Origin of the sequence: Limnohabitans sp. Bal53 (genome assembly GCF_003063355.1) — a bacterium.
GTDB lineage: Bacteria > Pseudomonadota > Gammaproteobacteria > Burkholderiales > Burkholderiaceae_C > Limnohabitans_A.
The window spans coordinates 186,805-205,139 of sequence record NZ_NESH01000001.1 but is presented as its reverse complement, the minus strand read 5'-3'; the positions used below and the strand labels follow the sequence as shown (position 1 = coordinate 205,139).

Annotated in this window: 19 protein-coding genes and 1 other RNA gene; 9 read left to right on the top strand and 11 right to left on the bottom strand. The window is 59.2% G+C overall.

The window, feature by feature from the left end; translation table 11 throughout:
- Positions 1-21 precede the first annotated feature (21 nt).
- From B9Z50_RS00930 to gyrA, 10 genes are all read right to left on the bottom strand, one after another.
- On the bottom strand, positions 22-891 hold the full coding sequence (locus tag B9Z50_RS00930; RefSeq protein WP_108361838.1) for a CoA transferase: 870 nt from the start codon (positions 889-891) through the stop codon (positions 22-24).
- 60 nt (positions 892-951) lie between these two features.
- On the bottom strand, positions 952-2,121 hold the full coding sequence (gene lapB, locus B9Z50_RS00925) for a lipopolysaccharide assembly protein LapB (RefSeq protein ID WP_108361837.1): 1,170 nt from the start codon (positions 2,119-2,121) through the stop codon (positions 952-954).
- On the bottom strand, positions 2,111-2,395 hold the full coding sequence (locus B9Z50_RS00920) for a lipopolysaccharide assembly protein LapA domain-containing protein (protein ID WP_108361836.1): 285 nt from the start codon (positions 2,393-2,395) through the stop codon (positions 2,111-2,113). The genes lapB and B9Z50_RS00920 overlap by 11 nt, the downstream gene beginning before the upstream one ends.
- 94 nt (positions 2,396-2,489) lie before the next feature.
- The gene (locus B9Z50_RS00915) at positions 2,490-2,819 is read right to left on the bottom strand and encodes an integration host factor subunit beta (protein WP_255418351.1); all 330 of its coding nucleotides are present in this window, start codon (positions 2,817-2,819) and stop codon (positions 2,490-2,492) included.
- A 105-nt stretch (positions 2,820-2,924) separates the two neighbouring features.
- A complete protein-coding gene (rpsA, locus tag B9Z50_RS00910; RefSeq protein ID WP_108361835.1) occupies positions 2,925-4,604 on the bottom strand; it encodes a 30S ribosomal protein S1 in 1,680 nt (559 codons plus the stop codon).
- Between the two features lie 215 nt (positions 4,605-4,819).
- Positions 4,820-6,811, bottom strand: coding sequence for a bifunctional 3-phosphoshikimate 1-carboxyvinyltransferase/cytidylate kinase (locus tag B9Z50_RS00905; RefSeq protein ID WP_108361834.1), 1,992 nt, complete (start codon positions 6,809-6,811; stop codon positions 4,820-4,822).
- A 3-nt stretch (positions 6,812-6,814) separates the two neighbouring features.
- Positions 6,815-7,711, bottom strand: coding sequence for a prephenate dehydrogenase/arogenate dehydrogenase family protein (locus B9Z50_RS00900; RefSeq protein WP_108361833.1), 897 nt, complete (start codon positions 7,709-7,711; stop codon positions 6,815-6,817).
- 18 nt (positions 7,712-7,729) lie between these two features.
- Positions 7,730-8,830, bottom strand: coding sequence for a prephenate dehydratase (gene pheA, locus B9Z50_RS00895; RefSeq protein WP_108361832.1), 1,101 nt, complete (start codon positions 8,828-8,830; stop codon positions 7,730-7,732).
- A gap of 39 nt (positions 8,831-8,869) precedes the next feature.
- Positions 8,870-9,961, bottom strand: coding sequence for a 3-phosphoserine/phosphohydroxythreonine transaminase (gene serC / locus B9Z50_RS00890; RefSeq protein WP_108362471.1), 1,092 nt, complete (start codon positions 9,959-9,961; stop codon positions 8,870-8,872).
- Between the two features lie 3 nt (positions 9,962-9,964).
- Positions 9,965-12,607, bottom strand: coding sequence for a DNA gyrase subunit A (gene gyrA, locus B9Z50_RS00885; protein ID WP_108361831.1), 2,643 nt, complete (start codon positions 12,605-12,607; stop codon positions 9,965-9,967).
- Positions 12,608-12,838: 231 nt separating this feature from the next.
- Between gyrA and ompA the strand changes: the two genes are divergently transcribed.
- The 9 genes from ompA to B9Z50_RS00840 all read left to right on the top strand — a co-directional run bounded on the left by ompA (position 12,839) and on the right by B9Z50_RS00840 (position 17,783).
- Entirely contained in the window at positions 12,839-13,522 is a 684-nt protein-coding gene (ompA, locus tag B9Z50_RS00880; RefSeq protein WP_108361830.1) for an outer membrane protein OmpA, read from the top strand.
- A 91-nt stretch (positions 13,523-13,613) separates the two neighbouring features.
- Positions 13,614-14,324 carry a bifunctional 2-polyprenyl-6-hydroxyphenol methylase/3-demethylubiquinol 3-O-methyltransferase UbiG gene (gene ubiG / locus B9Z50_RS00875; RefSeq protein ID WP_108361829.1) on the top strand — a complete coding sequence of 237 codons (711 nt, stop codon included), beginning with the start codon at positions 13,614-13,616 and terminating at the stop codon, positions 14,322-14,324.
- Between the two features lie 2 nt (positions 14,325-14,326).
- The gene (locus B9Z50_RS00870; RefSeq protein ID WP_108361828.1) at positions 14,327-14,992 is read left to right on the top strand and encodes an HAD-IA family hydrolase; all 666 of its coding nucleotides are present in this window, start codon (positions 14,327-14,329) and stop codon (positions 14,990-14,992) included.
- Positions 14,993-15,005: 13 nt separating this feature from the next.
- Positions 15,006-15,394: a transfer-messenger RNA gene (gene ssrA / locus B9Z50_RS00865) on the top strand.
- Between the two features lie 390 nt (positions 15,395-15,784).
- Positions 15,785-16,018, top strand: coding sequence for a type II toxin-antitoxin system VapB family antitoxin (vapB, locus tag B9Z50_RS00860; RefSeq protein WP_108361827.1), 234 nt, complete (start codon positions 15,785-15,787; stop codon positions 16,016-16,018).
- Positions 16,018-16,425: a type II toxin-antitoxin system VapC family toxin gene (locus B9Z50_RS00855; protein ID WP_108361826.1), complete on the top strand. Its 408-nt coding sequence runs from the start codon at positions 16,018-16,020 to the stop codon at positions 16,423-16,425. The genes vapB and B9Z50_RS00855 overlap by 1 nt, the downstream gene beginning before the upstream one ends.
- Positions 16,426-16,462: 37 nt before the next feature.
- Positions 16,463-17,152 carry a hypothetical protein gene (locus B9Z50_RS00850; protein WP_108361825.1) on the top strand — a complete coding sequence of 230 codons (690 nt, stop codon included), beginning with the start codon at positions 16,463-16,465 and terminating at the stop codon, positions 17,150-17,152.
- Between the two features lie 22 nt (positions 17,153-17,174).
- Entirely contained in the window at positions 17,175-17,426 is a 252-nt protein-coding gene (locus tag B9Z50_RS17720; protein ID WP_199221643.1) for a hypothetical protein, read from the top strand.
- A gap of 93 nt (positions 17,427-17,519) precedes the next feature.
- The gene (locus B9Z50_RS00840) at positions 17,520-17,783 is read left to right on the top strand and encodes an AlpA family transcriptional regulator (RefSeq protein WP_233249698.1); all 264 of its coding nucleotides are present in this window, start codon (positions 17,520-17,522) and stop codon (positions 17,781-17,783) included.
- A gap of 69 nt (positions 17,784-17,852) precedes the next feature.
- Here the strand turns inward: B9Z50_RS00840 and B9Z50_RS00835 are convergent, their stop codons facing one another.
- On the bottom strand, positions 17,853-18,332 hold the full coding sequence (locus B9Z50_RS00835) for a LacI family transcriptional regulator (RefSeq protein WP_108361824.1): 480 nt from the start codon (positions 18,330-18,332) through the stop codon (positions 17,853-17,855).
- Positions 18,333-18,335 lie beyond the last annotated feature (3 nt).

The following is an 18,335-nucleotide window of genomic DNA, read 5'->3' as shown; positions in this document are numbered from 1 at the left end:
GGGTGCGCCCTGGCCGAAGGCTCAGGCGGGCAAGGTCAGCAGCGGGATGTCTTGGGCTGTGGCCAGTTTGTCCAGTTGCAGGCGTGACTTGCTGGCGAAAAATGCGGCGATGGCCTGTTGTGTCTCGGACTTGAACAGGTCTTTGACCGGGTGCGCCAGCGGCATGCCTGCGGCCTTGCACAGGCTGAGCGCAAAGTGTGGCTCCAGCGCCGCCACGGCCACGCGCCCGTTTTTGCAGGCGTACACCCGGTAACCAGCGTGAGCGCCGCCCACAGCGCCGTCGGGTGTGGTCATGCGCAGTTGGCGAGGCAGGGCCAGCCAGGCCGCAGCTTCTGACAAGGCCACTTCGTGGCGCGAGCCTTGGCCTGTGGTTTTGAGCGACAGTACAGCTTTGAGCGTGGCCTCGGTGGCCATGAGTGCGCCGCCCATATCGGCAAACAGGCTGGGCGGCAGGTCCATGCCGTTGACCAGTCCGACTTCGGCTTGGTAAGTCAGATCATGGCCAGGAATTTCGGCCAGCGGTCCGGGGGCACCTACCACTTCAATGAGACTGAGCGCGGGGTATTGCTTGTGCAGCGCTTTCCAGCCCAGCCCCAGCTTATTCAGGGCCGAGGGGCGAAACGAGGTCAGGAGCACATCGGTTTGTGGCAGCAGCTTGTGCAAGGTGCTCTGGCCCTGCGCAGATTTGAGGTCCAGCGTTTTGTGCCCCACGCCTTTGTGCAGCAGGGCGTAGCCATCGGGCGTGTAGTGCTGCATCGGGTCGCCTGCAGGCGGGTTGATCTTGGTGCACCGGGCACCCATTTGCACCAGACGCATCAGTGCAGCGGGGCCAGGCAGGTTCAAAGCAAGACTGAGGATGCGCACACCGCGCAGGGGTTTGCTGGAGGACATGGCTGCTCTTATGGATGAAAGCGGTGTCAAAAAATCAGAAGGTAAGTGGGTGACTCGGGTCTAGAGTTCTTCCACGCGTCTGGGCGGGTAGCTGTCCCAAGACTGGCAGCCTGGGCAATGCCAGAAGTGCTCTTTGGCTTCAAAACCGCAAGCAGCGCAGCGGTAGCGGGCCAAAGGTTTGGTGGCGTTTTCAAGCGTTTTTTTAACGGACGCCGGTAACTCGCCGACTTCGTTTTGTGCGCCATTGAGCCATCGGGTGGCCGCCAGCATAGATGGGTGGTTTTGCAAATGGTCGAGATAGCGCTGCAAAGTCGCGGCTTCGCCCTGGGTCGACCCTGGCGGGTTCTGTGTTTCGAGGATCGTGATTGCGTCCAGCACATCGATGCAGGGTTGGCGCTGGTAATGGGCTTGCAGCAAAGTGCTGGCGCTGGCGGCCTTGTCGCTGGCCAGGGCTGCTTGTGCAAAGCTGGCGGCGGCCAAGGGGGCGGTCATGTCGTTGTGCTCAAACAAAATGGACAAGCTGTCGTAGGCGGCGGATGCCTGGCCTTGGCTCAACTGCAATTGCCCGATCAACAGACGTGGCCTGGCTGCTCGGGGGTGCTCTTGCAGGGTTTGAGCCAGTATTTCCAGCGCTTTGGCGCTGTCACCCTTTTGCACCGCTTCACGGGCTTGCTCACATTGGTAATGCGCCAAGCGAACGCCAAAGTCAGCCTCACCGGATTTTTCGAGCAGACGGGCCACTGCAGCAGCCTCGGGCCATTCGCGTGAGCGTTCGTAAATGGCCATGCGGGCCAGCCGGGCTTGGCCTGCGTAAGAAGTACCCTCGAGCTTGCGCAGCGCTTCTTCTGCGCGGTCCAGCAAGCCGGCTTTCAAATAATCAAGCGCCAGCCCGTGCTGAGCTCTTTGCCGATCGGCTTGGCTGATGTCGGCGCGTGAGAGCAGGTGCTCGTGCACCCGAACCGCCCTGTCGTATTCACCCCGGCGGCGAAACAAATTGCCCAGTGCAAAGTGCAGTTCAGAGGTATCGGGATCGTTTTGCACCGCCTCAATGAAGGCATCAATGGCCTGGTCTTGCTGCTCGTTGAGCAGGTGGTTGAGCCCTTTGAAATAGGCGCGGGGGGCCTGCCGGTTGGCGATGCGCATCTGGCGCAAGTCCAGACGAGATGCGATCCAGCCCAAAGCAAACGCCGTGGGCAGGCCCAGCAAAATCCAGGTCAGGTCAAGTTCCATCGGTCACCTCGGACGCGGGGGAGGGGGAGGCAGGTGGGGTGTTTTTCTTGACGGCTTGGCGCTCCCGCCACCAGCGCGGCACCATGCCCAGAACGCCCACCACGACGCCCAGCGTGAAGGCCGACAGCACCACCAGCACCGTGGGTGCCGACCAGTAGGTGCTGAAAAAAAAGTTCACGCGGGTTTCTTGCTGGTTGTTCAGCGCGAAAGCAAAAAGCGTGAGGAAAACAGTGGCTTTGAGCAACCACTGCAGCAGCCAGATCAGGCGTTTCATGAATGGACCTCGGAAACTGGAACCATTCTAAAGGCGCAAACACAAGAGCCGTGTATACGGTCAATGACACAAGTGCAGGCTTGAGCCATGCCGATCATGGGGCAGCGTTTTCAGCGCTGTTGGCCAGGACCTGGGTGCCAGCGTCTACCGCTTCGCGCAGGGCTTTGCCGGGCTTGAAATGGGGCACGCGCTTTTCAGGAATCTGAACGCTCTCGCCGGAGCGGGGGTTGCGGCCTACGCGGGGAGGGCGGCGGTTGATGGAGAAGCTGCCAAAGCCGCGAATTTCGATGCGGTGGCCTTTGACCAACGCGTCGCTCATGGCGTCCAGCACCGTTTTGACAGCCAATTCGGCGTCGCGGTGGGTCAGTTGCGCAAAGCGAGAAGCAAGTTCTTCAACCAGATCGGAGCGGGTCATGGGGTCAATTTGTTGGGGCGTGACTTGTGTTGTCTTGGGCACGGGCCTGAAAAAAGCCTGCCCCCATCACAGGGGCAGGCTTTTCAGACAACGGGCGTCATCCGATCACAAGGATCAGTTGTTGTCGAGCTTGGCACGCAACAAAGCGCCCAGGCTGGTGGTGCCAGCGTTTTCGGTCTTGGCTTGCTGCGACAGAGAAGCCATGGCTTCTTGCTGGTCAGCTTGGTCTTTGGCCTTGATCGACAACTGGATGTTGCGGGTCTTGCGGTCCACGTTCACCACGACGGCAGTGACTTCGTCGCCGACTTTGAGCACATGGCTGGCGTCTTCCACACGGTCACGCGAGATTTCGGACACGCGCAGGTAGCCCACGATGTCTTCACCCAGGTCGATTTCAGCGCCCTTGGCATCCACGGTCTTGACCTTGCCGGTGACGATCTGGCCTTTGTCGTTGATGGAGGTGAAGGTGGTGAAAGGATCGGAGTCGAGCTGTTTGATGCCCAAGCTGATGCGCTCGCGGTCCACGTCCACAGCCAAGACCAAAGCCTCGACTTCTTGACCCTTCTTGAATTCGCGCACAGCGTTTTCGCCGGTTTCGTTCCAAGACAGGTCAGACAGGTGCACCAAACCGTCGATGCCGGCAGCCAAGCCCACGAACACGCCGAAGTCGGTGATCGACTTGATCGGGCCCTTCACGCGGTCACCGCGCTTGGTGTTTTGAGCAAACTCTTGCCATGGGTTGGCACGGCACTGCTTCATGCCCAAGCTGATGCGGCGCTTGTCTTCGTCGATCTCGAGGACCATGACTTCGACTTCGTCGCCCAACGCCACGATCTTGGAAGGAGCCACGTTCTTGTTGGTCCAGTCCATTTCAGACACGTGCACCAAGCCTTCGATGCCTGGCTCGAGTTCCACAAACGCGCCGTAGTCGGCGATGTTGGTGATCTTGCCGAACATGCGGGTGCTTTGTGGGTAGCGGCGGTTGACGCCCATCCATGGGTCGTCGCCCATTTGCTTGAGGCCCAAGGACACGCGGTTTTTCTCGGTGTCGAACTTGAGGATCTTGGCGGTGATTTCTTGACCAGCGGTCACCACTTCGGAAGGGTGACGGACACGGCGCCATGCCATGTCGGTGATGTGCAGCAAGCCGTCGATGCCGCCCAGGTCCACGAATGCACCGTATTCGGTGATGTTCTTGACCACACCGTGAACGATGGAGCCTTCGCGCAATGTTTCCATCAGCTTGGCGCGCTCTTCGCCCATCGAGGCTTCCACCACTGCGCGGCGTGACAACACGACGTTGTTGCGCTTGCGGTCGAGCTTGATGACCTTGAATTCCAGGGTCTTGTTCTCATAGGGTGACAGGTCTTTGGTGGGACGTGTGTCGACCAAAGAGCCGGGCAAGAAAGCGCGGATGCCGTTGACCAGAACGGTCAGGCCGCCCTTGACTTTGCCGCTGGTCACGCCAGTGACGAATTCGCCGGATTCGAGGGCTTTTTCGAGGGACATCCACGAAGCCAAACGCTTGGCGGTGTCGCGCGACAAGATGGTGTCGCCGTAGCCGTTTTCGATGGAGCCAATGGCCACGGAGACAAAGTCGCCGACCTGGACTTCGACTTCACCCTGGTCGTTCTTGAACTCTTCGAGGGGAACATACGACTCGGACTTGAGACCGGCGTTGACCACCACGAAGTTGTGTTCGATGCGCACCACTTCAGCGGTGATGACTTCACCAGGGCGCATTTCGGTACGTTGCAGGGATTCCTCAAAGAGGGCGGCAAAAGATTCAGACATGTGATTTCCTCATCCACGGGTGCAGGACTGACGAGCGCGACATGCGTCGTTTCCAGGAGCTGACTGTGGCGATTGGTTTGCGGTGTGAACCGCGGTTGGTTTTAAAAACCACCTGGCCAGTGTGCAAGCTGCACGAGGAGAGCCGGGTGGAACTTCAGGTCAGCCCACAAAAGATGGGCTGGGGTGGCCGTTGTCAGTGAATCGACCTCTGTCGATCAACCGAAAACCTGCCGGCTTTGCCACCAGACCATCACCTGTTCCACCGAGGCTTCGATGGTCAAGGACGAGTTGTCCAGTTGCAAGGCATCTTGTGCGGGCTTCAGAGGCGCCACGCTGCGAGACATATCCCGGGCGTCGCGCGCTTCCAAGTCAGCGCGAAGACTGTCGATGTTAGCCGAAAAACCCTTCAAAATCAATTGCTTATGCCGTCTTTCGGCCCGTTTTGCGGCGCTGGCGGTCAAAAACACCTTCAAAGGCGCATTCGGAAAGATCACCGTGCCCATGTCGCGGCCATCGGCCAAGAGGCCCGGCAGGCGCTGAAAACTGTGCTGCAACTGCACCAGCGCCTCGCGCACGGCAGGCAACACGGAGACTTTGGAGGCGTTCATGCCGCCTTGTTCGCTGCGGATGGCGTCGGTCACGTCCACGTTGCTCAGCAGCACCTGCTCGCCTTCAAAGCGCACGGGCAGACTGCGGGCAAGGTCGGCGATCTTCGCTTCATCGGCGGCTTCCAGTGTCAGACCCGCTTGCAAAGCGGCGTGGGCGGTCACGCGGTAGAGCGCGCCCGAGTCCAAGTAGTGGTAACCCAGCTGTGCGGCTACGCGGCTGGCCAGAGTGCCCTTGCCCGAGGCCGTGGGGCCGTCGATGCAGATCACTGGAATGTTGGAGGCTGCCGTGTGCGCCACCGAGAACAGGGCCTCGAAGTAGTCGGGAAAAGTTTTGGCGACGCACTTGGGGTCTTCGATGCGCACCGGAACCTGGTCAGCGTTAAAAGCCGCCAGTGAGAAGCACATGGCCACGCGGTGGTCGTCGTAGGTATGGATGCTGGCGCGTTGCCATTGATTGGCGGGCAGGGGGTGGATGGTGATCCAGTCTGGGCCTTCTTCCACAGTAGCACCCAGTTTGCGGCTTTCGTTGGCCATGGCCGCGATGCGGTCGGTTTCCTTCACACGCCAGCTGGCGATGTTGCGCAGCGTGGTGGGGCCGTCGGCGTACAGCGCCATCACGGCCAGCGTCATGGCCGCGTCTGGGATGTGGTTGCAGTCGAGGGTGATGCCCTTGAGCGGCCAGGCACCACGTTGGATTTCGAGCCAGTTGGGGCCGCTGGTGATCTTGGCGCCCATTTGTTCGGCGGCGTCCATGAAGCGGATGTCGCCCTGGATCGAGTCTGCGCCCACACCCTGAATGCGGATGCCGTTGCCTTGCGCGATGGCGCCGAGTGCGATGAAGTAGCTGGCCGAAGACGCGTCTGCTTCGACGTGGATGCTGCCGGGCGACTGGTATCGGCTGCCTGCCGGGATGACAAAACGTTCCCAGCCTTGGCGCTCCACGGCAATGCCGTAGCGTGCCAGCAGGTTGAGTGTGATCTCGATGTAGGGCTTGCTGATGAGTTCGCCCACCACCTCGATGGTGATGGCGCGGTCTTGTGCAGCCAAGGGCAGGGCCATCAACAGTGCGGTCAGGAATTGACTGGACACATCACCACGCACTGGAATGGGTTTGTCCAGTTGCAAGGCAGGCTGACTAACACGCAGCGGTGGGTAGCCCTCGTTGCCCAGATAGTCGATGGCGCAGCCCAGCTCGCGCAGGGCGTCCACCAGGTCACCGATGGGCCTCTCGTGCATGCGCGGCACGCCCTTGAGCGTGAAGTCGCCACCCTGCACCGCCAAAGCCGCCGTGAGCGGGCGCATGGCGGTGCCGGCGTTGCCCATGAAAAACTCAATGGCCTCAGTCGGCCATGCGCGGCCACCGAGGCCCGTGATGGTCACCGTGGTGCCTTGCACTTCGACGCCGCAGCCCAGTTGGCGCAGCGCGGCCAGCATGACTCGGGTGTCGTCCGAGTCCAGCAGGTCGTGAACCACGGTGGTGCCTTGGCAAAGGGCCGAGAGCAGCAGCACGCGGTTCGAGATGCTTTTGGAGCCGGGCAGGGTGACAGTGCCGGACGCGCCTTGCAGCGCAGGGAGGTCAAGAAAGGCGGTAGAGAACATGGGTCAGTCTTCTGAGGCTTTGTTGCAAGCGTTGCCCGCTTGCAGCGTCCAGGCCGAGCGCACATCGCTGGCTTGTTGAATCAGTTGCTGCAGGGCAGCGGTGTCGCCTTGCTTCAGGGTGTTTTCAAATTGATCGAGCGCCGCGCGAAAATGCGCCATTTGCGTGAGCACTTCGTCCCGGTTGGCGCTCAGGATGTCGCGCCAGACGGCGGAGTCACTGGCGGCGATGCGCGAAAAATCCCGAAATCCTGGGCCCGCCATCTCCAAAAAGGCAGCCCCTTGTGGCTGCACAGTGAGTGCATTGACAGCAGCAAAGGCCAGCAGGTGCGGCAGGTGGCTGACCGCGGCAAAGGTGGCATCGTGCGCCTCGGGTGTCATGTGGCTCACCTGGCTGCCGATGGCGGTCCACACCTCGCTCGCCATTTTGATTTGGCGGATGCTGTTTTGCGGCAGGGGCGTGAGAATGGTGCGGCGCGCTTGGTAGAGATTGGCTTCGGCATGCTCGATGCCCGCGACTTCTTTGCCCGCAATCGGGTGGGCGGGCATGAAGCAATTGAGGCGTTCGCCCAAGGCGGTTTGGGCCGCCGCGATCACGTCGCATTTGGTGGAGCCCACGTCCATCAGCAGTGCAGTGGATGACAGGTTCTCTCGCAGCGCAGCAAAGCTGCTGTGCATGGCGCCCACTGGGACGGCCAGTAAGACCAAATCGGCACCTTGCACGGTCTCTGCCACACTGTGGCAGGCTTGGTCGATGACACCCAGTTCAACGGCACGTTGGCGGGTTTTTTCGGAGGCGCTGAAACCTGTGATGTGCTGCACCAGGCCCGCTTGGCGCAGCGCGAGCGCAAACGAGCCGCCCATCAGGCCGCAGCCAATCAGGGCCAGGCGTTGGAATTTCACAGTGCGCTCACTCGGGGGTCATTCAGGAACGGGGTAAGAACCCAGCACCTTGTAAAACGCGCACAGGCCTTGCAACTCTTGCAAGGCCGCCGCCACATGCGGCTCGCTGATGTGGCCTTGCAGGTCGATGTAGAAGTAATACTCCCACTGGCCGGATTTGGCAGGACGCGACTCAAAGCGCGTCATGGACACGCCGTTGTTTTTGAGCGGCACCAACAAGTCGTGCACCGCACCTGGGCGGTTGGGCACCGACACCACGAGGCTGGTGCAGTCCTTGCCCGAAGCAGGGGGCGTGGCCAAGGTTTGGGGCAGGGTGATCACGGCAAAACGCGTGCGGTTGAAGGCTTCGTCCTGGATGGCGTGGTGCACGATGTGCAGGCCAAACTGGCTGGCTGCGCGTTCGCTTGCCAAAGCGGCCCAGGCTGGGTTGGTGGCGGCCAAACGTGCGCCTTCGGCATTGCTGGAGACAGCGCGCCGCTCCACATGCGGCAGGTGCTTGGACAACCAGCCCTGGCATTGGGCCAGTGCTTGCGGATGCGCCATCACCACTTCGATGTTGGCATCTGAATTGAGTTGGCGCAGCAAATTGAAGCGCACCTGCAGGCTGACTTCGCCCACCACATGCACGGGCGAGCGCAAGAACAAATCGAGCGAGCGTGCCACCACGCCTTCGGTGGAGTTTTCCATGCCCACCACGCCGTATTGGGCGGTGCCCGCAGCCGTGGCATGGAAAACTTCGTCGAAATTGGCGCAATAAATCAGGTTGGCCGCACTGCCAAAAAATTCAATCGCTGCTTGCTCGCAAAACGTGCCTTGAGGGCCCAGCACCGCCACGCGTTGCGGGGCTTCGAGTGCCAAACAGGCCGACATGATTTCTCGCCAGATCGAGGCGATGTGTTCGTTTTTGAGCGGACCAGGGTTGGCGCCGGTGATCTTGTCGATGACCTGGGCCACACGATCAGGCCGGAAGAAGGGTGAGCCTTCGGCGCGTTTGATCTCGCCCACTTGCTCGGCCACATGGGCGCGCTGGTTCAGAAGGCTCAGCAGCTGTTTGTCCAGCGCATCAATTTGCACACGCAAAGCGCCCAGGGCGTCCGACTGAATGGGTTGTTGGCTCATGTCTCTTGTACTTTCTGGCGGCCTGTTTCGGGAAAAACCTCAGGCCTGTGTTTTTTCAAATTCGCGCATGTAGGCCACCAAGGCTTGAACACCTTCGAGCGGCATGGCGTTGTAGATGCTGGCGCGCATGCCGCCGACCGATTTGTGGCCCTTGAGCTGCAGCAAGTTGGCCGCTTTGGCGCCGGCTAGGAAAGCATCATTGCGCGATTCGTCACGCAAAAAGAAAGGCACGTTCATACGTGAGCGGCAGTCTTTGGCGACTCGGTTTTCAAACAGGCTGGAGCTGTCGAGAAAGTCATAGAGCAGCTGCGCTTTGGCGATGTTGCGCTGCTCCATGGCGGCAATGCCGCCGTTTTTTTTGAGCCATTGGAACACCAGCCCGGCGATGTAAATGCTGTAAGTGGGCGGCGTGTTGTACATCGACTGGTTGTCGGCCACCAGTTTGTAATCAAAGGCGCTCGGGCAGTGCGGCAGGGCGTTCCCAATCAGGTCTTCGCGCACGATCACCAAAGTCAGGCCTGCTGGGCCCAAATTCTTTTGTGCACCGCCAAAGGCCAGACCTACGCGCGACCAATCCATTGGGCGCGAGGCCACATGGGAGGAAAAATCCACCACCAATGGGGCGTCGCATCCCAAAGATTTCAGGTCTGGCAGTTGGTGAAATTCCACGCCGTGGATGGTCTCGTTGCCGCAAATGTGCACATAGCGGCTGTCGGCGCCAATTTGCCAAGTGGCTGGCGAGGGCAGGGTGGTGAAGCCGTCGGCTTGCGCCGTGGCGGCCACACGTGCCGTTCCGTATTTGCCCGCTTCCTTGAGCGATTTTTGGCTCCAACTGCCCGTGAGCACAAAGTCCATGGACCCGCCTTGCGACAGGTTCAGCGGCACGATGGCGTTTTCTGCCAAGCCGCCGCCTTGCATGAACAGAATCTTGAAGTGCGCCGGCACCGCCAACAATTCGCGCAGGTCAGATTCGGCCTGCTCGTAAATGCTGATGAACTCTTTACCGCGGTGGCTCATCTCCATCACGCTCATGCCCGAGCCATGCCAATCCAGCATCTCCGATGCGGCTTGTTGCAACACAGCCTCGGGCATGACGGCGGGACCCGCCGAGAAGTTGAAAGCGCGCCCCATCATTTATTCCGCCGCAGGTGCGCTGTCGTCTGTCGATGCGTCGGCATCGCCTTCGGCGGCATTGGCATCGTTCTCCACAATGCGCTGCAGTCCCGACAGCTTCGCGCCTTCGTCTAGGCCGATCAGGGTCACACCTTGTGTGGCACGGCCCAGCTCGCGGATTTCGGACACGCGGGTGCGCACCAAAACGCCTGTGTCGGTGATGAGCATGATCTCGTCATCAGCGTGCACCAAAGTGGCTGCCACAACTTTGCCGTTGCGCTCGGATTGCTGGATGGCGATCATGCCCTTGGTGCCACGGCCGTGGCGCGTGTATTCGGTGATGCTGGTGCGCTTGCCGTAACCGTTTTCTGTGGCCGTGAGCACGCTCTGGGTCTCATCTTCGGCCACCAGCATGGCGATCACGCTTTGGTGGTCTTCGATCATCATGCCGCGCACGCCGCGTGCACTGCGACCCAAGGGACGCACATCGTTTTCGTCAAAGCGCACAGCCTTGCCGCCATCGCTGAACAGCATCACATCGTGCTGGCCGTCTGTGAGGGCTGCACCAATCAAGAAGTCGCCTTCGTCCAAGTTGACGGCAATGATGCCGCCTTTACGTGGGTTGCTGAATTCGTCCAGCGATGTCTTCTTGACCGTACCCATGGAGGTGGCCATGAAAACATACTGGTTGTCCGGGAAGGAGCGGGCTGCGCCAGTCAGGGCCAACACCACGTTGATTTTTTCGCCTTCTTGCAAAGGGAACATGTTGACAATCGGGCGGCCACGCGAGCCGCGCGAACCGGCAGGCACTTCCCAGACCTTGAGCCAATACAAACGACCCCGGTTCGAGAAGCACAGCAAATAGTCGTGTGTGTTGGCGATGAACAGCTGGTCGATCCAGTCGTCTTCTTTGGTGGCAGCGGCTTGTTTGCCACGGCCACCGCGCTTTTGCGAGCGGTATTCGCTCAGCGGCTGGCTCTTGATGTAGCCGCTGTGGCTGAGTGTGACCACCATGTCGGTGGGCGTGATCAGGTCTTCAGTGGACAGGTCTTGTGCGCTGTGCTCGATCTCGCTGCGGCGAGCGCCGATCTTGGTCTGGCCAAACTCTTGGCGCACGGTGCCGAGCTCGTCGCCAATGATGGTCGACACGCGCTCGGGCTTGGCCAGGATGTCCAGCAGGTCTTCGATCTCGGACATGACCTCTTTGTACTCGGCCACGATCTTGTCTTGTTCCAGACCGGTCAGGCGCTGCAGACGCATCTGCAAAATCTCTTGCGCTTGCGTGTCGGACAGGCGGTACAGGCCGTCCTGGCCCAAACCGTATTCGCGCTCCAGACCTTCTGGGCGGTAGTCGTCGGCATTGACCACCGAGCCATCGTCGCGGGCGCGCGTGAGCATAGTGCGCACCATCTGGCTGTCCCACGCGCGGGTCATCAACTCGGCCTTGGCCACAGGCGGTGTGGGTGCGCCACGGATGATGGCGATGAAGTCGTCGATGTTGGCCAAAGCCACCGCCAAACCTTCGAGCACATGGCCACGGTCGCGGGCTTTGCGCAGCTCAAACACCGTGCGGCGTGTCACCACTTCGCGGCGGTGCTGCAAGAAGACCTGGATCAGATCTTTCAGGTTACACAGCTTGGGCTGGCCGTCGATCAGGGCCACCATGTTCATGCCGAAGGTGTCTTGCAGCTGGGTCTGTTTGTACAGGTTGTTCAGCACCACCTCGGGCACAGCGCCACGCTTGAGCTCAATCACCAAGCGCATGCCTGACTTGTCGGACTCGTCTTGGATGTGGCTGATGTCCTCGATCTTCTTTTCGTGCACCAGCTCAGCCATGCGTTCTTGCAAGGTCTTTTTGTTGACCTGGTAGGGCAACTCGTCCACCACGATGCACTGACGCTGGCCTTTGTCGATGTCTTCAAAGTGGCACTTGGCGCGCATGACCACTCGGCCGCGGCCTGTGCGGTAGCCTTCTTTGACGCCGGTCATGCCATAAATGATGGCGCCTGTCGGGAAATCGGGCGCAGGCACGATTTCCATCAGCTCGTCGATGGACGCTTCGGGGTTGCGCAGCAGGTGCAAGCAAGCGTCCACCACTTCGTTGAGGTTGTGCGGTGGGATGTTGGTGGCCATGCCCACTGCGATACCGCCCGAGCCGTTGATCAGCAAATTGGGCAGGCGAGAGGGCAGTACCAGCGGCTCTTTTTCCGAACCGTCGTAGTTGGGGCCAAAGTCAACGGTTTCCTTGTCGATGTCACCCAGCATCTCGTGGGCGATTTTGGCCAGGCGGATTTCGGTGTAACGCATCGCAGCCGCGTTGTCACCGTCCACCGAGCCGAAATTGCCTTGGCCATCCACCAACATGTGGCGCATGGAAAAGTCTTGCGCCATGCGAACGATGGTGTCATAGACCGACTGGTCACCGTGCGGGTGGTATTTACCGATCACATCACCCACGATACGAGCCGACTTTTTGTAAGGCCGGTTCCAGTCGTTGTTGAGCTCATGCATCGCGAACAAAACTCTGCGATGGACGGGTTTTAAACCGTCGCGTGCATCGGGAAGAGCGCGGCCGACGATCACGCTCATGGCGTAATCCAGGTAACTGCGCCGCATTTCCTCTTCCAGACTGATGGGCAGTGTTTCTTTGGCGAACTGGGTCATATATATAGAGGCAAAAATGGCGCGGTGGAAACCATCCATTTTAGGTGCAAGCGGTTGTCGCGTCCATGCAACATTTGTCACCCAATTGTGTTCACCTTATGCAGTCTGTCAGGCATTTGACTGAGCCCATGACTGTCTATGGCACAATAAAACGCAACGCAGCGGATGACGGTCATCCGCAGCGTCATTTTTTCGCAGCCCGTCTGCGGCTTTACCCTCAAGAGGAAGACCATGAAAAAACTGAACAAAGTGGCGATGTTGTTGGCCTCCGCAGCCCTCGCTTCGGCTGCTGGCGCACAAACCATTGACAACTGGCGCAATGGCGCAGGCGACTTGGTCTGGAAAAACGGTACGAATGAACTGTGCTGGCGTGATGCCAGCTGGACACCAGCCACTGCTGCTAAAGGTTGCGATGGCGCCATCGTTGCCAAGCCCGCTGCTGCCCCCGCCCCCAAGGCTGCCCCTGCCCCCAAGGCTGCACCTGCACCAGCTCCTAAAGCAGCAGCCCCCGCGCCTGCTGTCAAGCCAGCTGCTCCTAAGCCTCCACCAGCTGCAGCGACCAAAGTGACTTACGCCGCTGACGCTTTCTTCGACTTCGACAAGTCGGTCCTGAAGGCCGAAGGCAAAGCCAAGCTCGACGACTTGGTTGGCAAAGTCAAAGGCATCAACCTGGAAGTCATCATTGCCGTGGGTCACACCGACTCCGTGGGTTCTGACGCTTACAACCAGAAGCTGTCGGTCAAGCGTGCTGACGCTGTGAAGGCTTATTTGGTGTCCAAGGGCATCGAAAAGAACCGCGTCTACACCGAAGGCAAAGGCGAGAAGCAGCCAGTGGCTGACAACAAGACAGCAGCTGGCCGTTCTAAGAACCGCCGCGTTGAAATCGAAGTTGTGGGTACACGCCCCAACAAGTAATCCTTCTTGGATCACAGCAAAAGCCCCAGCAGTGGGGCTTTTTTTCGTCTGTTGTAGAGGGTGGAGGCCTGTTCAACGACAATCAGAGCCCATGAATACAAGCACATCCAACGTCGATCCGGCCGAACTGGCCAAGTTCTCTGACTTGGCTCACCGCTGGTGGGACCCTGAAAGTGAATTCCACCCTCTTCACCAAATCAATCCTTTACGTCTGGAGTGGATTCATGGCTTGGTGCCGCTCACGGGCCTGAATGTGGTCGATGTGGGCTGTGGCGGTGGCATCTTGGCCGACGCCATGGCGCGCAAAGGCGCCAAGGTGCTGGGCATCGATCTGGCCACCAAATCTCTCAAAGTGGCCCAACTTCATGCACTCGAAGCTGGAACTCAGGGTGTTCAATACCGTGAAGTGAGTGCCGAGACCTTGGCCGCAGAGCAACCCGCGCAATTTGACGTGGTCACTTGCATGGAGATGCTCGAGCACGTGCCCGACCCCGCATCGGTAGTCAAAGCCTGCGCTCAAATGGTCAAACCCGGTGGCTGGGTGTTCTTTTCCACGCTCAACCGCAATCCCAAATCCTTCCTGTTTGCCATCGTCGGGGCCGAATACATTCTGAAACTCTTGCCCAAAGGCACGCATGAGTTTGCCCGCCTCATCAAGCCCAGCGAACTCACTGCTTGGGCGCGTGAAGCTGGGCTGGACGCGCAGGGCTTCAAGGGCATGGAATACAACCCCTTCACCAAGCGTTATTGGCTGAGCCAAGACACCAGCGTGAACTATCTGCTCGCTTGCCGGAAAGCCTGACCATGTTCCATAACGCGAAAGCCGTCTTGTTTGACCTGGATGGCACACTGATTGACAGCGCCCCGGATTTGGGTGCAGCGGCGGACAAAATGCGGGTCGACCGTGGCTTGCCCTCATTGCCCCTGGACCATTACCGCCACATGGCCGGTGCCGGCGCGCGCGGCATGCTGGGCATCGCCTTTGGCATGACGCCCGAGCATCCCGATTTCGAGGCCATGAAAGAAGAGTTTTTCGTCAATTACGAAAACTGCATGACCGAGCGCACCCGTATTTTTGATGGCGTGGTCGACATGATCGACTCCCTCGTGGCCCAAGGCATGCCCTGGGGTGTGGTGACCAACAAATCCAGCCGATTCACCGACCCTTTGACTTCAGCCATTGAACTGTTTGCCACCGCTGGCACCATTGTCAGCGGCAACACCACGCCACACGCGAAACCGCATCCTGAGCCTTTGTTTGAGGCGGCCCGGCGTTTGTCGATTGACCCGGCGCATTGTGTGTACGTGGGCGACGACGAGCGCGACATCGTCGCAGGCCTGGCTGCAGGCATGGGCACGGTGGCCGCTACCTACGGTTATTTGGGGCAACAGACCGATATTTCTCGCTGGAATGCCCATTTGCACATTGATTCTCCGATGGACCTCTTGAAATTCCTCCAGAGCGCCTAAAATAGGTCCCTCAGGGGCTGCACTGGTTTCGACATGGGTTCGGACGCGTGGCAGGGCATGTCGAGGTTCTGATCCTCGTTAATCTTCGGAAAAAAAACTAACTGCAAACGACGAACGTTTCGCACTCGCCGCTTAATCCGGTGAGCCTTGCAACAGTTGGCCGATAGGCTGGGTTAGGGTGATGAGGGGGTTAAACCCCTCAAAGTCCTAGCTGCAAGGTAAAACATATGGGCTGGCATCACCTCGGGTACCTTGGGGTGGTGTGAGAAAAAAGGGTGCTGGCTGGGTGTTCAGCGTGTCGCTGCGCGGTTCATTTGGCGAGACTCAAATCAGACGACTACACATGTAGAACTGTACGAAAAAGGCTTATGGACGGGGGTTCAAATCCCCCCAGCTCCACCATTCACAAAATCCCGACTCTTATCAGTTGGGATTTTTTTTGCCCGCTCCCCCAGTATTGGCGCGGTTCCAGGCACTTTCCTCTTGAGCGGCCTTGCGTCTGGAGCCCGGTTTTCTGCGCCCAGAACCCCGTTTTCTGTCTCTATTCTCTGCCGGGCTCTTGAGCGTTCAATGCATACGGCCTCGCAAAATCAAGGGGTCGCAGTGGTCAGGTTGCGAAAACAAAGCTCTACCCGTCACAGATCTGAGCGATGAAATCGCGGCTGCCAGACATCGACTTCGCACACGTGTCCTGCGCATGGCCACAGGGATCTTGGCGCCGTCAGCCGTCAACTTGACTCCACAGGCGTTGCTATATACAATCGCCGTATATTAACGTGCAAGGGGTCCAGCATGTCCATCGGTACCGTCTTCGTCAACAACCGCACCCAAGCCGTCCGCCTGCCGTTGGACGTCCGTTTGCCCGAGGGCGTCCACAAAGTCGAGATCCGCGTCAAAGGGCACGAGCGCATCATCGCGCCTCTCGGTCAATCCTGGGACAGCTTCTTTCTGGACGGCCCGCGTGTGAGTGATGACTTTTTGCCTGAACGTGCCTCTCAGCATCAGCCAGAGCGGGAAGCCCTTTGATGTTGCGCTACCTGCTCGACACCAACATCGTTATCTACGTGTTGAAGCGCCGCCCGCTCGCGGTGCTTTCCACGTTCAACGCCAACGCCAGTCGAATGGCCATCTCGTCAATCACCCTGGCCGAATTGATGCACGGCGCCGAGAAAAGCCAACGCGTCGGTGAGAACCTGGCGGCCGTCGAGGACTTTTGCAGCCGCCTGGAGGTGCTGCCCTACGGTGCCAAGGCCGCCCAGCACTACGGCGCTATCCGCGCTGCCCTTGAAAAGCTCGGCCAACCCATCGGGGTGAATGACCTGCACATTGCGGGGCATGCCCGCAGCGAAGGCTTGGTGCTGGTCACCAACAACGTCGCGGAGTTCGAACGTGTGCCAGGGCTCGAAATTGAGAATTGGGTGAACACCGCTTGACAGAGGTGATCAATCCAGCCTAAACCAACTGACCCCAATGCAACACCAGCACCCCCGACGAATTCCCTTTTGCGCCCAGTCTCGAGGTCGTCGCAAGGCGGCGTTTATTTCCGTCAAAAACAATATTCGACGCCATGCTGGAATTCTCGGCGGCCTCTTCTCCACCCAAGACTATCTGCACGGTAAGAACGGGTGGATCGATTGCTTCTTCCTCGGCCGCAAACCGCCGGTGTTTTATAACTGCGTGATCGATACCACGCGCAATGCCTACAAGGAACAGGTGCGGGAGCTGGCCTATGAGCAATCGTATGCGCTGGTTTCCGCCGTTGATCACCGTCTGTTTGACCATGCCGTCAAGGATCCGAGCTCCGGCTTGTGGGCGATGACGCTCCCCGAGGAAAAACGCTTTGATGCTTTGGATGGGTTGACTCGGAGGGAGTGGGTTGAGCGACAAATTCCGCGCATCGCCAATGACGGTGCGATCAAAGTCCACGAAGGCTGGACGCTGCATCATGACTACCGATTTGGCATCGGACTGCATGTCACGCTCGATGTTCCTTACTTGACCATCGAGGCCGTCAACGCATTTATCCTACGGTTTCTTGCCGTCGAGGTGGCCTATGCCAATCCCAGCCCTATTTCATACCGTTATGACGAGTTGGAAAACTGGCACATAGAGTCGAACGCCATGGCCGATCCGGGCCAGTGGCCGAAACCGTTGTCTTGAACACGCACAACATCCTTGAGCCATGAGTATTGCTAAGGTTTATCGCACCGAAGATGTCATGCCAATTCGGTCGGACGCCGAGTACAAGCATGTACTGGAGACGATTCGTACGTTGTCTGCAGCCGTTACGCATGAAACTCAAGACGGGCACCTATTGGCGCTGCAACAGCGAGCCCAAGTTTACGAGCAGAGGCAACGGGTTGATCCTCGACGGCTGCAGGCACTTGATGAGCTCGCGGCGCAGGCGCAAGAGTTGAAGATGGGGTACGACTAGGGTTTGGTCGGCGGCAGCCGATGCGTTGTACGAAGAACAAATTGGTGACTATCGTGCGAGCCATGCTTGGCTTTCATGGCAAACAGCGCGTTCATGGAGACCTGGCAACACCTGCGGAAGGACACCAAAATGGACGGACAATGCATCTCCCAAAACGAGCTGGCCAAGCGCTGGCAGGTCAGTGAATCAACTCTGGAGCGTTGGCGCTATGAGGGCATTGGACCGGTTTTTATGAAACTCCGCGGCAAGGTTCGATACCGGGACAGTGACATCCTGGCTTTCGAGGCACAGGCTCTCCAAGCCTCAACTCGACAGCGCTCTTTCACTGAACCCAGCCATAGGCCCGATGGTCTGTGATGGCTAAATCTGCCTCTTGGTGGCCAGGGGCAGAGGTTGGCATCGATGTGACGATTGTGAAAACCTCGCCTATTGGCACGGATCCAGCCTCGCATGCTGAGCCGTCCATTCGGTAGGCAGGCCACCGCCGCGAATGAAATGCTCCAGAGCCATCTTGCTGTCGGGCCGAAGGCTGGCATGGATGATCTTGGGGTCCAGGTAGGCCAGCTTGGCAATTCGGCTGGCCTGACTTAGGTTCATTTCCTCGGCTGCAGCAATCTCTGTCAGCGAGGCGAATCGACCGTCTTCAAGTAACTGTTGCCAGTGATGTGCCAAACCCAAGGCCCGCAGCAACGGACTGGGTTGCTCCAGTTCACGTTGCCGGCGTTCTCGAGCCGCCTCGTCGATGAACTCGATGTGTGTGTCGAATGGCGTGATCACTTTGCGTCGCACGCCCCGTTTTACGAGTGTCCAGGGGATGTAGGTCTCCATCTGAACGCCGCCGGCCGGACTCGGAATCTGAAATGTCACCGGGGTCCCGATCACTTTGCCAAGGTCTTTCTTGCCCATGCT

Coding starts and splice junctions, on each gene's coding strand:
- B9Z50_RS00850 (WP_108361825.1), top strand. CDS start 16,463: ATGCAACACCAGCACCCCCGACGAATTCCCTTTTGCGCCCAGTCTCGA.
- gyrA (WP_108361831.1), bottom strand. CDS start 12,607: ATGACCCAGTTCGCCAAAGAAACACTGCCCATCAGTCTGGAAGAGGAA.
- B9Z50_RS00920 (WP_108361836.1), bottom strand. CDS start 2,395: ATGAAACGCCTGATCTGGCTGCTGCAGTGGTTGCTCAAAGCCACTGTT.
- pheA (WP_108361832.1), bottom strand. CDS start 8,830: ATGAGCCAACAACCCATTCAGTCGGACGCCCTGGGCGCTTTGCGTGTG.
- lapB (WP_108361837.1), bottom strand. CDS start 2,121: ATGGAACTTGACCTGACCTGGATTTTGCTGGGCCTGCCCACGGCGTTT.
- B9Z50_RS00905 (WP_108361834.1), bottom strand. CDS start 6,811: ATGTTCTCTACCGCCTTTCTTGACCTCCCTGCGCTGCAAGGCGCGTCC.
- B9Z50_RS17720 (WP_199221643.1), top strand. CDS start 17,175: ATGAGTATTGCTAAGGTTTATCGCACCGAAGATGTCATGCCAATTCGG.
- ubiG (WP_108361829.1), top strand. CDS start 13,614: ATGAATACAAGCACATCCAACGTCGATCCGGCCGAACTGGCCAAGTTC.
- B9Z50_RS00840 (WP_233249698.1), top strand. CDS start 17,520: ATGGAGACCTGGCAACACCTGCGGAAGGACACCAAAATGGACGGACAA.
- B9Z50_RS00855 (WP_108361826.1), top strand. CDS start 16,018: ATGTTGCGCTACCTGCTCGACACCAACATCGTTATCTACGTGTTGAAG.
- ompA (WP_108361830.1), top strand. CDS start 12,839: ATGAAAAAACTGAACAAAGTGGCGATGTTGTTGGCCTCCGCAGCCCTC.
- B9Z50_RS00870 (WP_108361828.1), top strand. CDS start 14,327: ATGTTCCATAACGCGAAAGCCGTCTTGTTTGACCTGGATGGCACACTG.
- vapB (WP_108361827.1), top strand. CDS start 15,785: ATGTCCATCGGTACCGTCTTCGTCAACAACCGCACCCAAGCCGTCCGC.
- rpsA (WP_108361835.1), bottom strand. CDS start 4,604: ATGTCTGAATCTTTTGCCGCCCTCTTTGAGGAATCCCTGCAACGTACC.
- B9Z50_RS00835 (WP_108361824.1), bottom strand. CDS start 18,332: ATGGGCAAGAAAGACCTTGGCAAAGTGATCGGGACCCCGGTGACATTT.
- B9Z50_RS00930 (WP_108361838.1), bottom strand. CDS start 891: ATGTCCTCCAGCAAACCCCTGCGCGGTGTGCGCATCCTCAGTCTTGCT.
- serC (WP_108362471.1), bottom strand. CDS start 9,961: ATGGGGCGCGCTTTCAACTTCTCGGCGGGTCCCGCCGTCATGCCCGAG.